This is a genomic window from Salirhabdus sp. Marseille-P4669 (genome assembly GCF_900240405.1).
In the GTDB taxonomy this organism is placed as follows: Bacteria; Bacillota; Bacilli; order Bacillales; family Alkalibacillaceae; genus OEQK01.
On record NZ_OEQK01000003.1, the window covers coordinates 395,652 to 409,449 of the forward strand.

18 protein-coding genes are annotated in these 13,798 nt (G+C 35.8%); 2 read left to right on the forward strand and 16 right to left on the reverse strand.

Translation table 11 applies throughout. From position 1 onward, the window contains the following. The 10 genes from C1A05_RS08560 to C1A05_RS08605 form a co-directional block, all read right to left on the reverse strand. Positions 1 to 351: a HEAT repeat domain-containing protein gene (locus C1A05_RS08560; protein WP_102027783.1), complete on the reverse strand. Its 351-nt coding sequence runs from the start codon at positions 349 to 351 to the stop codon at positions 1 to 3. Positions 352 to 399: 48 nt separating this feature from the next. Then, positions 400 to 1,029 (reverse strand): kinase, encoded by a 630-nt coding sequence (locus tag C1A05_RS08565; protein WP_234998449.1) that lies wholly within the window; start codon positions 1,027 to 1,029, stop codon positions 400 to 402. 56 nt (positions 1,030 to 1,085) lie between these two features. Continuing rightward, positions 1,086 to 1,499, reverse strand: a complete 414-nt coding sequence (locus tag C1A05_RS08570; RefSeq protein ID WP_102027784.1) for a YrvL family regulatory protein — start codon at positions 1,497 to 1,499, stop codon at positions 1,086 to 1,088. Positions 1,500 to 1,559: 60 nt separating this feature from the next. Then, on the reverse strand, positions 1,560 to 2,309 hold the full coding sequence (locus C1A05_RS08575; protein ID WP_102027785.1) for a class I SAM-dependent methyltransferase: 750 nt from the start codon (positions 2,307 to 2,309) through the stop codon (positions 1,560 to 1,562). A 110-nt stretch (positions 2,310 to 2,419) separates the two neighbouring features. Then, complete coding sequence (locus C1A05_RS08580; RefSeq protein WP_145997303.1) at positions 2,420 to 2,641, reverse strand: hypothetical protein; 222 nt, start codon at positions 2,639 to 2,641, stop codon at positions 2,420 to 2,422. 28 nt (positions 2,642 to 2,669) lie between these two features. Further along, positions 2,670 to 2,870, reverse strand: coding sequence for a hypothetical protein (locus tag C1A05_RS08585; protein WP_102027787.1), 201 nt, complete (start codon positions 2,868 to 2,870; stop codon positions 2,670 to 2,672). A gap of 332 nt (positions 2,871 to 3,202) precedes the next feature. Beyond that, positions 3,203 to 4,141 (reverse strand): ring-cleaving dioxygenase, encoded by a 939-nt coding sequence (locus tag C1A05_RS08590; RefSeq protein ID WP_102027788.1) that lies wholly within the window; start codon positions 4,139 to 4,141, stop codon positions 3,203 to 3,205. Positions 4,142 to 4,173: 32 nt separating this feature from the next. Beyond that, complete coding sequence (locus C1A05_RS08595) at positions 4,174 to 4,794, reverse strand: nitroreductase family protein (RefSeq protein ID WP_102027789.1); 621 nt, start codon at positions 4,792 to 4,794, stop codon at positions 4,174 to 4,176. 115 nt (positions 4,795 to 4,909) lie between these two features. Continuing rightward, on the reverse strand, positions 4,910 to 5,437 hold the full coding sequence (locus C1A05_RS08600) for a YceI family protein (RefSeq protein ID WP_102027790.1): 528 nt from the start codon (positions 5,435 to 5,437) through the stop codon (positions 4,910 to 4,912). 253 nt (positions 5,438 to 5,690) lie between these two features. Further along, positions 5,691 to 6,359, reverse strand: coding sequence for an HAD hydrolase-like protein (locus C1A05_RS08605; RefSeq protein WP_102027881.1), 669 nt, complete (start codon positions 6,357 to 6,359; stop codon positions 5,691 to 5,693). Between the two features lie 199 nt (positions 6,360 to 6,558). Between C1A05_RS08605 and C1A05_RS08610 the strand changes: the two genes are divergently transcribed. Both C1A05_RS08610 and C1A05_RS08615 read left to right on the forward strand, forming a co-directional pair. Beyond that, on the forward strand, positions 6,559 to 7,470 hold the full coding sequence (locus C1A05_RS08610; protein ID WP_102027791.1) for a class I SAM-dependent methyltransferase: 912 nt from the start codon (positions 6,559 to 6,561) through the stop codon (positions 7,468 to 7,470). Between the two features lie 235 nt (positions 7,471 to 7,705). Beyond that, positions 7,706 to 9,646, forward strand: a complete 1,941-nt coding sequence (locus C1A05_RS08615) for a beta-propeller domain-containing protein (RefSeq protein WP_102027792.1) — start codon at positions 7,706 to 7,708, stop codon at positions 9,644 to 9,646. Between the two features lie 120 nt (positions 9,647 to 9,766). Here C1A05_RS08615 and C1A05_RS08620 read toward each other — a convergent pair whose 3' ends face one another. From C1A05_RS08620 to C1A05_RS08645, 6 genes are all read right to left on the reverse strand, one after another. Continuing rightward, positions 9,767 to 10,363: a class I SAM-dependent methyltransferase gene (locus C1A05_RS08620; protein WP_102027793.1), complete on the reverse strand. Its 597-nt coding sequence runs from the start codon at positions 10,361 to 10,363 to the stop codon at positions 9,767 to 9,769. Between the two features lie 11 nt (positions 10,364 to 10,374). Next, positions 10,375 to 10,893 (reverse strand): DUF6141 family protein, encoded by a 519-nt coding sequence (locus C1A05_RS08625; protein ID WP_102027794.1) that lies wholly within the window; start codon positions 10,891 to 10,893, stop codon positions 10,375 to 10,377. Between the two features lie 44 nt (positions 10,894 to 10,937). Beyond that, positions 10,938 to 11,546 carry an FMN-binding negative transcriptional regulator gene (locus C1A05_RS08630; RefSeq protein ID WP_102027795.1) on the reverse strand — a complete coding sequence of 203 codons (609 nt, stop codon included), beginning with the start codon at positions 11,544 to 11,546 and terminating at the stop codon, positions 10,938 to 10,940. A gap of 136 nt (positions 11,547 to 11,682) precedes the next feature. Then, the gene (locus C1A05_RS08635) at positions 11,683 to 12,522 is read right to left on the reverse strand and encodes a phosphotransferase (protein WP_102027796.1); all 840 of its coding nucleotides are present in this window, start codon (positions 12,520 to 12,522) and stop codon (positions 11,683 to 11,685) included. A gap of 136 nt (positions 12,523 to 12,658) precedes the next feature. Further along, positions 12,659 to 13,156: a GNAT family N-acetyltransferase gene (locus C1A05_RS08640; protein WP_102027797.1), complete on the reverse strand. Its 498-nt coding sequence runs from the start codon at positions 13,154 to 13,156 to the stop codon at positions 12,659 to 12,661. A 72-nt stretch (positions 13,157 to 13,228) separates the two neighbouring features. Further along, a complete protein-coding gene (locus C1A05_RS08645; protein ID WP_102027798.1) occupies positions 13,229 to 13,768 on the reverse strand; it encodes a DUF1572 domain-containing protein in 540 nt (179 codons plus the stop codon). Between the last annotated feature and the right edge of the window lie 30 nt (positions 13,769 to 13,798).

Consider the following 13,798-nt stretch of genomic DNA (forward strand, 5'->3'; position numbering starts at 1 on the left):
TTAAATATTCTTTAAATTTCCCTTATCCCACTCTCTTAAAAGCATTTCAACCGAGAAACCAAATAGCTGAGGTTTATTAACTAACTTTTTTAATACCTCTTTTGCTTTGTCTTCCTTTACTGACAACAAATGTGTTGCGGAGCTATATTTAACATAATCACTAGGATGTTCAAGTAATTTTTCTAACTCAACAATCCCTTTATTTCCAAACTGTTTTAGCATTTTATAATTTTTAAAATTTTTATCATACAGATGATTGGTTTTTCTTGAATCCTGTATAACCTCGTAAGCAGCTATTCCATATGCATTGGCTGATTCAATGCATTTCTCTACCACTTTGTTTACTTCCATATAGGCACACTCCATTTTATTTGTGCTTTGTTATTAATAAAGCCTTTTCTAATGATCATTTGAGCTATATATTACATCTGCTTTCTTTAAAGGATCATCCACTTCAATGTATTTGTCTTCCGCAATCCAATATCTCTTTTGATATTTAGTTAATCTATTTTGATAGTCACCAATATACAAGTCTCGTTTTAGTACCCTATCGGCTCTCTCTTTATGAGGACAGTCAATAAATATAACAAAATCAAAATACTCTCTCCATTCCCGTCTTTGAATAAATATTCCTTCTATAAGAATGATGGAGGTAGGTTTTATGTATCGTTTTTGGGTGGATATAGTGTCAGTTGTTTTATCATATAGGGGCAAGTTTATTAATTTGTCGCCATCGGATAGCGCTTGGAATAATTCTGTTTGTAACAATTGAATATCCCATTGAAGAGAATAGTACTCATACCACTCTTCATGTCCTGTGTTATACCTTTTGTTTAACTCAACGATATAATCATCAATATGTATGGTTATTACATGATATCCTTTCTCTTTTAACTCTTCTCCAAGTTTATTTGCAAATGTAGTCTTTCCAGCTCCACCTAACCCATCCACTCCTACAATGAAAGTATGGTGATTCTTGCGGTCTTTGTATTGAGTTAATAGGGTATCCAATATACTGTTTACAGACACCAAACATTAACCTCACTTTCATAAACTATTTCCTTCAACACTTCCCTTTGTTTTCTTCATGAGTTATCTTCTTTATCAAAAATACGCTCTACCACTGCAAGGAGCAACGCAATCATTACTTCTGTTTTCCAGGAAAGTGTGATTCCTTTCATCAATTCATCCACAGTAAACAGAACAAGCCAATTCGATAGGAATTCAAGGCTTAATCGGATCATAAGTACGTATGCTTTATCTCTTGTATTTCGAGTGGAAAGAACAAAGATCACTTTTGTAATCAATTCCACAAATATTCCTAGAATAAAGAAACCCATTACAAAAACAAACAAGGACCAAACCGAATTATACTGTACTCCAAGTAGCTCGAAGACACCTGCTAGTCCGAAAAAATAACCACCAAATACAATGCCCATTGCCATAATGATAAGGATCATTACTCCAATCATTATCAAAAGCTTTTCTTTTATTTTCATATCACGAATCTGTTAACCTCCATATTATTCATTTCTTTCAAACCAGAATCATGTGCACTCTTATTTCTTAGCTATGAGGAGAATCCTTTTCGAATTTGTTCGAATTCCTTTATCGTTTTGATTGTTTTGAATGAAATCCTTCAATATTTCAAAATCCTGTTTATCTTGACCAAAATCTGGAATAATTGGAGTATGCTTAAGTAAAAATATTAGATCCTCAGGCCTCTCAAAATATTCTGCTGCATCATATTCAAAGGATTGAATGTGTCTAAAACCAGCTTCCTTAAGTTCCCTAATATACTTTTCCTTCAATGTACCATCTTGTTGACCATACGACTGTCCCCTGCCAAATGCTTCTTTTATATTTAATTTATCTGCTTCACTAACTTGTTGTGTCAGAAAGACTCCGCCACTTTTCAACACTTTTTCTACTTCCGCTGCTGAAAACGGTGCTTGACAACAAGAAACTACATCAAAGAAGCCTTTTGGAAATTGCAGATCATAAGAAGACATTTGGAAGAACTTCACGTTCGAAGCTTTTGATTGTTCCAAATTGACCTTAGCGGTTTCCACCATACCCTCGGATAAATCAATACCAATCAAGAAAAATAGTTCCTGCGCAATTCTTAATATATGCTCTCCACCGCCAGTGCCAACATCTAAAAGCACATCTGTTTTTTTACATCGCTTCCGTACCTCTTCATAAAAATCCCAAGTAACCCCTTCCAAAAAGGAACGGATACTACTAAAATCCCAGCCATTTTGTGTTCCTACCTCATCGTAGAAACTATCATAATCAAATTTTTTCATATGTATCACCTATAAAATTTATTAATACAACAACGGCCGATTCCTAATTTGAGAAACGCCCCAATTGGTGAATAGAAAATGATCGTTATCCTTATGTAAGATACATAAAACTAATAATATGCAACAACCTTCTTAATGGAACAAAAAAGTTTTTCCTCTAATTTATTCATGCAATGGTTTATATTTTCGCTAGATGGATTTAGTATTTCTATTGAAAAACGAGCAAAACCGGCGCACCAATCATATTGTAGATCGTTCAAAGAAGTTTCACCATCACAGCAAGGAACCTTTACATGAAGTTCAGTAAATTGATGCTCTGATGCTTTATCCATCTTTTCGCTCCACCAATCCATATTGATTTCACCGGAACAAAGAGGGCAAATAAATAATGCGTTGAAAATTAACACCTTGGTCAATAAAACGTATCTCATCAGTGAGAGTTATTGATATATCATCACTTGAAATATTAGTCTTCATCCAATTTCCCACTTCCTTAACGGCTTCTTTTTTAGGGACAAAAGATGGGGTAGTAGGGATAAATTTGATAACAGTATCCGACATTTATTTGTTCCTCCGATTTATACATACAAAAGATATCTATTTTCTGTTCCTACTTAATTTAACTGCTTCGTCAGTTGGATAAGCATATTTATTCTCAAGTTAATCATCATATTAACACAAAATTACAAATTTTTCTTTAATTACAATTCTAACCCTAAATACCAAAATATTAATTATGTAATTGAGTAAACCTGTTCCTAATAAATAAAGTAGTCCATATTGAAGCACATTTTAATAATGTACTCCAAAACTGAACTACTTAGTAGATTACATTTGCTTATTAATAGTACATTTCTGCTCCTGACATCCACGGAGAAATACCAAAGCATAACTCAATCTATAGGCTTTAAGTTTTTTTCAATTTCAACTCTACGACCTTCTAAAAATGGAGGTAAATCTAATCTTTCACCTAATGTTTCCATATCTCCATCGATGGTGAATCCTGGTCCATCGGTTGCAATTTCAAATAAAATACCATTTGACTCACGGAAATATAGACTCTTAAAGTAGAATCGATCTACTATTCCTGACGATTGGAATCCACGTGCTTGCACTTGCTCTTCCCAATGAATAAGCTCTTTTTCATTTTTTACTCGAATTGCTAAATGATGAATACTGCCACGACCGGGTCTTTCTGTCACGCCTTCTAAATACTTCACCACGATTTCCCCAAATACCTCACCTTTAATGGATTGAAAAATCGCTTCTTCATCTGTTCGACGTATCTCTGTATAGCCGAAGATATCAACAAGCGTGCTTGCTAGATTATCCATTCTTCGTACCGTCATTTCCACAGAGCCCATACCTTGAATTTGATGTGCTGCAGGAACTTCTGATTTCTCCCATACTTCCCAGTGCTTCACTTTTTCTCCATTTGATACAAGTAGCACTAAACGAAGCCCTTCTGGATCCTCAAATTTCAAGGCAGGTCGATTGGCGTAGGTTGTAATATCGCCATGAAAAACCCCAAACTCTTTCAATCGCGCTTTCCAATATTGTAGACTTTCCTCTGAAGGAACCAACAAACCAATTCTAGTAATTGCATTTGTACCACGATACGTTCTTCCTACTGCTGGAATTTCAAAAAAGGATAATTCGGTACCAGGGCTACCTGTTTTATCACCATAAAACAAGTGATACATCGAAGGATCATCTTGATTCACTGTTACTTTTACCCGACGTAACCCAAGTACATGTCGATAAAAGTGATTATTTTGACTTGCGTTTTTAGTAATCATAGAAATGTGATGATGTCCTGCAATATTCCCCATACCTTTTCCCTCCATCTTTAATTAAAGTGCAACTAAATAATTGTAACAAATTCACTAACTGGTTTACGATAGCCCCTTGGTTTTCTACTTTCTATTTTTTCTTTACCAAGCGTAATCATTAACGCAATCTCATATTGATCATTAATATTTAATATTTCTTTAACCCGATCCGAATCAAATCCAATCATGGGACAAGTATCCCAACCTTGTTGTTTTGCAGCTAGCATAAACAGCATTGCGGACAAGGATGCATTTCTTATCGCTTCATCTCTTTGGAAGGTTGGTCCTCTCGTTTCATAAAGATCCACCGTGTCCTTCACTGTAAAATCATACTCTTGTTTATTTAATATTCCCAGCATAAGCAATCCCTCATTAATTTCAGGTGCTTTTTTATAGGCTTCTTTATCACCTAATACTAGGATAACTGCAGAGGCAGTATGAACCTTATATTGTCCATATGCAGCGTTTCTAATTTCTTCTTTTATTTCTGGATCTGTAACTACAAGATACTTTGTGTGTTGAAGGTTAAACGCAGATGGTCCAAGCTTCACCAATTCAAAAATATCATTTAGCTCATCTTCTAATATGGGATGGTCAGGTAAAAAGTTACTTGCTGACCGCCTATCTTTTAGTAATTGAACAAAATCGGACATAATTTAAATCGCCTCAAATCCAAGAATCTTTATTTCGAGATATATTTCATAAAAAAGAACAAACTTATTGGTTTCCACATATTTGCAACACGGTTTATCCTTTGGTAAAAAAATATTACGCTTCTGGATTCAATTCTAATTCTACTTTTATTTTAATATCTTTACCTACTAGAACACCGCCTGTTTCAAGTGCTGCGTTCCAAGTTAATCCAAATTCTTCACGGTTGATCTTTGCTTCAGCTTCAAAGCCGTACACTTCAACTCCCCATGGGTTTGTAGCCTTACCACCAAATTCAACATCAAACGTTATGTCCTTCGTAACATTTTTTATGGTTAAGTCACCAGCTACTTTATAATCATCGCCATCTTTTGTTATTGAAGTGGATTTAAAATCGATTGTTGGGTATTTTTCAACCTCAAAGAAATCCCCTGATTTTAAGTGATTGTCACGATCTTCGTTACGTGTGTTTATACTTGAAACATCAAATTTAAATGCGATGTTCGCATTTGTTAAATCTGTTAAATCCTCCGCTTCAACTTCTGCAGTGTACGAATCGAACTGCCCTTTGACTTTAGATACCATCATATGTTTAATTTCAAATCCAATTGCTGAGTGTGATTGATCAACTATCCATTTTGACATTGTACATTCCTCCAATTTGTTTTTATCTCTAATTCGAGATATTAGTTTAAAAAAATAAGAATCAGGGACATAAAATGATTCGGAATCATATATCTCTAATTTGAGATAAATTTATCACGTTCCTTTCTAATTGTCAACATTATATTAAAAATTTATTTCAACTCTTATATCTTAATTTCCAAAAATGTAGAAATATAGCGAATTGAGCATCATACTGCTACTATTTTGTAGGATTATAGTACTTCTGTTCACCTTAAGCATCATAATTGAATATGTTAGGCAAAATTGTTTGTAGCTCCATCAAATCATCAATCACCATATCTGCCTGTGAAAGCTCATCTTCACTAGCAAAGTCAAAATGACATCCAATTGAAACCAACCCATTATCCTTAGCAGCATTAATATCCGATAGACGATCGCCAACTACCGCTCCAGCTGTGACACCGTATTTTTTCATAATATGCTTTACCAAATCTGATTTATGTAACGATGTAATTTGTTGAATACTAAATGTTTCCGTAACCCATTTATCCAACTGATAGTAATGAACAATTGCTTGTAAATATTCCGTCAGGCCATTTCTCGCGATGAAGATGGAATAATCATTCTCCTTCAAATAATGAAAGATTTCTTTTACATTAGGATATAAGGCGCCTTTTCCACTTTCTATATTTTCTATTAATCGCTTTAAAAAATAAGAATCAGTCAGATCTCGTTCCTCAGCAGAATGATTAGGCATCAACGTCTCCCATACTTTCGGTAAGGGCACACCCATAATTTCGCGGTATTTATCAATAGGTGTATCCGTATTCCATTTATGTAAGGTTCGTAAATAGTTAAACGTATCTTCTAGTGATATTTCTAAAATTTTATTATTTTGAAATAAAGTACCGTCCATATCGAATATTAGTGACTTAGACATTTTTTCTGCCTTATAATAGTGTTCTCCATTAAAGTTTAACAAAGTTTATCTATAATGGTAATTAGTTATTTCCTTCCGAAACCTAAAAACTTGACAAAAAAATTTATTTATGCTATAATTTACATTTGCTATTTTGTTGTTTATAATAAGGTTCTCCTGGCCAGGGGAACCTTATTTTTTTATATGGGAGGAAAATGGTATGAAGCAAAATGAGTCCAGTTTAACTTCCTTGGTGTCTGCATTCGGTCGCGCGTATCACAGTAAGTATGATACGCCTAAAATTTTTGATGACTTTGTAGCAAACAAGCTGCTTACAGAAGAAGAATTTTCCACAATCAGCAAGAACATGGTAAACGGTATTTCCTTTTTCAATCAAGATATTGGGAGAAAGTTCCAAGATGATCCACAAGAAATACTAAAATGGATAACACAGGTCCAGCTTTCTCCAACACCACTAGCACGTTCCGCCTACTGTGAGAAAGTACTGCTTCACGAGATTACGTTAGGACTACAACAATACGTTATACTAGGAGCCGGACTAGACACGTTTTCTTTCCGCTATCCTGAGTTAACTAATCTAGAAGTATTTGAACTCGATCACCCAGCCACACAACAGTTAAAGAAGAAAAAGCTAGAGAATGCGAATCTAGACATACCAGATCATCTTCATTTTGTTCCAATGGACTTTACGAAAACATTTTCTTATCAGGATCTAGCAAATGAAGGATTTAATGATAAAAAAACCTTCTTTAGTCTCTTAGGTGTTTCCTACTATTTGACGAAATATGAAATTACAGCATTACTTCATAATTTATTTGCTAACGTCCCACCTGGTAGCTCTATTGTTTTTGATTATGCGGATGAACATCTCTTTACAGAAAAAGGAATGTCGAACAGAGTTCAGCATATGGTCCAAATGGCTGCAGCAAGTGGTGAACCGATGAAATCCAATTTCTCGTATAATGAGATGGAGAAACTTTTAGAAAAGTCAGGTTTACTCATTTATGAACACTTATCCCCAGCTAGCATCAATGAGTTGTTCTTTAAAAATAGAACGGATTATTTGTCTGCATTTGAGACCATTCATTTTATACACGCTGTAAAGAAATGACCTATTAATGTCTATTGATTTTACACTGATCTTAAATGATTCATTTTTCTCAAGTCGAAGATGGAGTCCTATTTTCGGCTTGAGGTGTCTTTTTCCTCTAAATGAAAAAATTTTCAACCTAAACACGCTTCAAGTTCCTCCTTATAGAAAATCGTTCTTTACTTTCGAGAAGCTGTAACAAAATCCCCCCTTCATACGTCTATTTAAAAAACAGAAACAAATGGGGTGACATTTCGTGAAAAAGTTCGTTTTGTGGATGGCTTTGATTAGCGTGATGGTAGGTGGTGTTTACCTATATAGCATTTCTACACAAGATGCTTCATCGAATACTCGTTCAACTACTCCCCCTTTAGATAGGACTCCAACAGAAGAATTGCCAAACATAAAGAACGAGGATCACTTAAAGCGTTTGATAAAGGAAAGAATGAAAGAACAAGAGAATTTTATTGTTTATGACGCAACCGAGGAAGCAGCATCTGCTGATACATCAAACAAAGATAGCGCCATGAGTGATACCTCCACATCCGAAACAAACGTACAAGTACAAGGAATCGATGAAGGAGATATAGTGAAAACCGACGGGGAATGTGTTTATTTTGCAAGGGATGATAATATTGTAATCGCGTCAACCTCAGGGTCAGACAGTAAAGTTGTGAGCACCATTAAAGAAAAGGCCTTTTATCCCCAAGAGCTTTATTTACACCAAAACTACTTAATCAGTATTGGATATTCAGAATCTACTATACGTGAACAACATACAACCAAAGAATCGGATGCGACTGATCGATTGTATCCGACCATGTATGCAATGCAAACGACCGTCTACATCTATGACATCTCCAACACAACAAATCCAAAGCAAATTAGAGAATTTACGATGGAAGGTTCCCTCACCGCTTCTCGAAAAAGCGATGGCTATCTATATTTGGTCGCAAATCATTATCCTCCTATTTCATTGCTACCAGAAAAGGAAGATGTTGAAATTCGGCCATTTGTGAAAGATACGGCTGTCAGCACAGCAGGTGAGCCAATAGATTATGAAGAAATGTTTTATTTCCCTGAAAGCAATGACAACAACTTTATGCTACTAAGCTCAATTGACTTAAATAACATAGACAAAGAAGCATCCGTTGAAACGTATTTAGGTGCTTCGAATCAGCTCTATATGTCTAAAAATAATGTTTATACTGCGGTAAACCGATACCATACAGAAGATCCGAAAAAGGGCATGGCGGATACGATGATAGCGAATTCGGCTGATACGGAAATTATTCAGTTCAAAATCGATAAGGAAAAAATCACATTCCATGCTTCCACAATCGTCAATGGAACGTTAATTAACCAGTTTGCCATGGATGAACGAGGAGATACATTCCGCGTAGCAACCACGAAAAATAGTGGATGGCAAAATGATGTACCTTCTACAAATAATGTATATACCTTTGATTTACAATTACATCCGCTAGGTAAAATAGAAGGTCTTGCGGAGGGTGAGCGTATTTACAGTGTGCGATTTATGGAAGACGTCGCGTATATGGTTACCTTTAGACAAATGGACCCGTTATTTGTCATTGATTTAAAAGATGCAAAAAATCCGAAAGTTCTAGGCGAATTAAAGATACCTGGGTTCAGTAATTATTTGCACCCTCTTGATGATAATCATGTCATCGGATTTGGGCAACATACAGAATTACGAAATGTGGAATGGAGTACAGAGCCTATTGTAAGTCCAGCAGGCTTTAAATTATCTCTATTCGATGTTAGCGATCCAGCTAACCCGAAAGAGAAATTCACAGAAATACTAGGCGAGGGTAGCTCTTATTCGGAGATCAACTATAATCATAAAGCATTATACAAACATCCAGATGAAAATCTATTTGGATTCCCTGCTTATTTATTTGAGACGAAGCCTGTGCAGCATGGAGATGATTTTTATGAGGAAGAAATATTAGTCTTTGAAGGTGCTTTTTTATATGACATTTCTCCAGAAACAGGATTTACATTAAAAGATTCCATTACGCACCAAAAGCAAAGCACGATCGATTATGGCTGGGATACACATATTCATCGGATGGTTTCTGTTGGTGACATGCTTTACACACTGTCATATGATGAGATGAAGGTTTACGATTTAGCAAAAGAACAAGTATTGGAAACAGTAGACTTGAATGATTAGTTGCATGTCCTAATTAAAAGATCCAAAGTACGAAGCCATAGAAAAACTGCACCTTCGATTGTTAGATGTGTCTAACAATTGTGGTGCAGTTCATTCAGTGCTTGGGATTTTTTCAAGAAATCACTTGTTGCAAGTCGCGATAAACATGGAGGCATCCTGATTCATGAAAATTTGCTTTCCATGATAAAAGGTTCTTATTTCCGTTGATTGAAATCCAACTTCCGCTAATTTTTCTTTCAGTTCGTCATGGGAAAAACCGTTATGAACCTTTGGATGACTTATGTTATCGTTTTTATCAAAGTCCACGATAAGGAGCTTTCCACCATCATTTAAGATATGAAATAGCTCCTGTATAATTTTTGTAGTATCTGGGATATGAAGAAGGACCAGTGACATAAACACGATATCTGCCTTCAACTCAGGAGTCTCTTTGGTAAAATCTGCGTAACGCACGTTTGCGTTCGTAATCCCTTTTTGGGCAATTTTCGCCTCCGCAACCTCCAACATTTGTTTGGATGAATCCACCAACAAAATAGACTCAACCAATTCGGCTAATTCTAAGCTTACGAGACCGGTCCCGCTCCCGTAATCAATTAAAGATTTTGATTTACTATTTTGTAATTCTAATTTTACTTCCTTCTCAATTACCTTAGCTAATGCCATTCTCTCTTCTGTATCATATCTTTTAGCCATTTGCTCAAAAACATTATTGTTCATTATGTATGCTCCTAATTCTCTTTTTTTGTTACGAAATCAATTGCAGCCTTTAATTCATCTGGATTCCGAGTACCAATCACTAGTGTTTCATACTGCATATTTACTTGTATCCCCTTGTTACCACTCATAATATACGCTTTTTCTCCATTTACATTGATCCGTATCCCCCATCCACCAAATCGTGTTAAAGCACTATAAGTAATCACCTTATAGTCACTTATATCCTTAATCAATAACGGTTTAGAACGAAAGTGAAATGGCAAATATTGAATAGAAATACCTTCATCATGAACTTCGATTATAAGTTTTGTGAAAAATAGGAGAATGAAAGGAAATGCAATACCGAATAGGAACCACATCACGATTAAAACTACATCTGGAGCAGGTTTATCTCCAACTGGATTTCCAAAAATAACTTGCTGGAAAAATGCATACCACAAAAAAATCATAAGGATAGAAGCTACTATCCAGATTAGAAAAGAGCGCGGCTTTTGAACTTCACGGTACAACACATTATTTTGCTTCTTAATTTCGCTTCACTCCTTGGACTAATTCTTATATTGGTTTATTTTAATCATACTCTTTTTTTCATTGCTTCGGCTACTGCCTTTGACTGCCCATCGTTTTCCTCATAAAGTTTATTTATGATGTTATTATAGTCCTCATCATTTCGATTCTGACTTAATTTATCTGCAGCTTGAACCTCTTCCACCTTTATTTTAAATCCAACGATACCTTTCATTTGTTTTTTCGTTTTGGAGGAAAGATTCTCCCATAAAACTGGATTTTCACGATGCTTTTCATATTTTTGTAATAGTAGTTTTAAATCTTCTTCTAATTCTTGTTCATTCATTATAGAAGCTCTCCCATATACATGGACCGATTGATAATTCCATGTTGGAACATTTTCAGATTGATACCAGGATGACGAGATGTAAGCATGTGGGCCTTGATAGATTACCAGAACATCCTCATCTTCCTCGAAGGTCTTCCATTGCGGGTTCGCAAAAGCCAAATGCCCAGTAATCACATAGTCATCGCCCACTCTATGTAGCTCCAAAGGCAAATGCGTTGCGATTGGTTTTCCTTGTTGTGTCGTTATTAAGGTTCCAAAAGAGTTCCCCTCGATAAATTCTCGAACTTCCTTAAAGTCCGTAACCTGAAAATGCTTCGGTACATACATGTTAATCCACCCTTCCCAAAATCAATTGATTGGTTTGATCATGATAAAGTCTACCTGTCCTTCATCCACCATATAAAAGGAATGCGATTTTTTCTCATTAAGAGCGCATGTCTTTTCATTCTTTTCCCTTTTACGCTCAGCTAAGGCGCCTTCTTATTTCCTTCACAAGCACTTGTTTCTCTTCCTCACCAATTCCGTCAGATGATAGCTTACGCGCTGCTATTGGGGCAATCCAGGAATCGATTTCATCATATGTGGTTCCAGTGATTTGGGTATATTCCTTCATAAAATCTTGAATTATGTTCTCCCGATACGTATCAAATAGATTCATCGCTTCCTTAGGGGTATGTGGAGGTAGCACAGAAAACCGAATCATAAGGATAAACTCTGCTACATCCGCTTCTGGATTTCCATTCGTTCCATTCATCCAATCTATTAAAATAGGCTCTCCACTATTTCGGAATATAATATTGTTCGGATTGGCATCTCCATGGCAGATGTTACTTTTCTTCGGGAGATGGTCCAACAGTTCAAGGACAGCAATTTGTTCTTCTTCCAGTAAATAATCTACACTACGAATCTGTTTCTTCAAAAATTCTCTTTGGGTTGAAGGAAATTTTTTATGAAATACGGTGTTATGGACTTTCCCGAGTAATCGGGCAGATAATCGGGCATCATTCCAGTCTATGGTTGTTGGCTCTAAATCTATTGCTGGAGTTAAATTTTCAAAAAAGCGTTCTCTTAACGTTTTTCCGTATATACGCTCATATACGATTCCGGGACGATTTTCATACTCTATCATTTCATATGGACGCGGTACAGGTAGACCTAATTCCCATACAATGTTATGATTATGAAACTCTTTTTCTAAATCTGTATTATCGATAATCGGCTTTGCTAGTTTTAGAACCTGATTGTCCCCCCACTCTAATACTTCTGCGTTGGAACCTTCCCCTATTTTTCGTCTCATTTCCATTAAAAAAGCTCCTTTTATTCAAAATTTCTTTGTACCCATCGTCTGCTCTATCTTAAATTGGGATATTCATTTTAAATAATGACAATAGAAAAGACCATCAACCGATGATCTTGTTCTCTTGATGCATCTGAGTGGATTACAAGAGCTTAGACATATAATATTCATCCACGAATTCTTCCTGGATCCACACGGAATTTCTTTTTGTTCCTTCTATTTCAAATCCTGCTTTTTTATATAATGATATGCCAGCTTCGTTCTTAGTGACGACTGTTAGCTCTAACCTACTTACATGGTGCTTCTGTGCCCACTCATCTAAATTAAGAAATAGCTTCGTTCCAATTCCTTTTCCTCGAAATGCTTCTGGTATTCCAATCACAATGTAGGCAGAATGTTTATTTCTACGGGCCTTCCCACCTATCGCTAATAAGTATCCGACAAGTCTGTCCTCTATTTCTGCTACTAATATAGTAGAATTTTCCTCCGCTTGAATGCTTTCAATCATTTGTCGTTGTGCATCCTTATTAATATTTCGTTCCCCAGCTTCCCAAAGCATATACTCGGATTGTTTATCCACATCCATCATAAGATTTGCTAGATTTTCTGCATCTGTTAGTTGTATTTCTCTTATAATCATTGCTGCATCTCCTTTTTCTAATCATCCTGTTGTTCTGGTAATAGCAGTCCACTAGTTAATCGGAAATCTTCTCTATTTATCTTTATGCTTGTCGAGCATTTCTTGTAAATATTCCTCTGATTTCCCTCGTGGAATACTAAGACTCTTCCAGCTATCACCTTTTACTAGTTTTCCTATGTAAACCATTTGCCCAACATGAGAAGCGTAGTGTGCCATTTGCCTTTCTATCGCGTCTAAAACCAAATGACCTTCTCCTCGAATCGTAACCTTCTTCAACAAGTCCTGCTCCTGCAAATCAGCAAGTGTCTTAAAAAGAACTTTCCAGCCATTATCCCAAATCCGAATCAGCTCTGCTTTCGAGGATATATCATCAACAAATTCATCCTCACGATCTCGGTAGGATTTTTCCCCATCAGTGGTTAAAAAGTCGGTCCACCTAGAGATCATATTTCCGCTTAAATGCTTTACGATTATTGCTATGCTATTTGACTCGTTATTATAGGTCCAATGCATTTCCTCATCTGTTAATTGATTTATCGTCTTATCTCCAAGACTTTTAACACTTTGAAACCGCTCCAAGACAATGCTTAAATATTCTTTTCCAATGCTCATCCTTTCCCCTCCTCTTTGCAATTTATGTAA

What these genes read in the sequence shown, in the direction of transcription:
- C1A05_RS08600 (WP_102027790.1), bottom strand. Translation starts at nt 5,437, where the DNA reads ATGTCAAAATGGATAGTTGATCAATCACACTCAGCAATTGGATTTGAA.
- C1A05_RS08560 (WP_102027783.1), bottom strand. Translation starts at nt 351, where the DNA reads ATGGAAGTAAACAAAGTGGTAGAGAAATGCATTGAATCAGCCAATGCA.
- C1A05_RS08580 (WP_145997303.1), bottom strand. Translation starts at nt 2,641, where the DNA reads ATGGATAAAGCATCAGAGCATCAATTTACTGAACTTCATGTAAAGGTT.
- C1A05_RS08595 (WP_102027789.1), bottom strand. Translation starts at nt 4,794, where the DNA reads ATGTCCGATTTTGTTCAATTACTAAAAGATAGGCGGTCAGCAAGTAAC.
- C1A05_RS08645 (WP_102027798.1), bottom strand. Translation starts at nt 13,768, where the DNA reads ATGAGCATTGGAAAAGAATATTTAAGCATTGTCTTGGAGCGGTTTCAA.
- C1A05_RS08590 (WP_102027788.1), bottom strand. Translation starts at nt 4,141, where the DNA reads ATGGGGAATATTGCAGGACATCATCACATTTCTATGATTACTAAAAAC.
- C1A05_RS08620 (WP_102027793.1), bottom strand. Translation starts at nt 10,363, where the DNA reads ATGAACAATAATGTTTTTGAGCAAATGGCTAAAAGATATGATACAGAA.
- C1A05_RS08635 (WP_102027796.1), bottom strand. Translation starts at nt 12,522, where the DNA reads ATGGAAATGAGACGAAAAATAGGGGAAGGTTCCAACGCAGAAGTATTA.
- C1A05_RS08575 (WP_102027785.1), bottom strand. Translation starts at nt 2,309, where the DNA reads ATGAAAAAATTTGATTATGATAGTTTCTACGATGAGGTAGGAACACAA.
- C1A05_RS08605 (WP_102027881.1), bottom strand. Translation starts at nt 6,359, where the DNA reads ATGTCTAAGTCACTAATATTCGATATGGACGGTACTTTATTTCAAAAT.
- C1A05_RS08640 (WP_102027797.1), bottom strand. Translation starts at nt 13,156, where the DNA reads ATGATTATAAGAGAAATACAACTAACAGATGCAGAAAATCTAGCAAAT.
- C1A05_RS08630 (WP_102027795.1), bottom strand. Translation starts at nt 11,546, where the DNA reads ATGTATGTACCGAAGCATTTTCAGGTTACGGACTTTAAGGAAGTTCGA.
- C1A05_RS08570 (WP_102027784.1), bottom strand. Translation starts at nt 1,499, where the DNA reads ATGAAAATAAAAGAAAAGCTTTTGATAATGATTGGAGTAATGATCCTT.
- C1A05_RS08610 (WP_102027791.1), top strand. Translation starts at nt 6,559, where the DNA reads ATGAAGCAAAATGAGTCCAGTTTAACTTCCTTGGTGTCTGCATTCGGT.
- C1A05_RS08585 (WP_102027787.1), bottom strand. Translation starts at nt 2,870, where the DNA reads ATGTCGGATACTGTTATCAAATTTATCCCTACTACCCCATCTTTTGTC.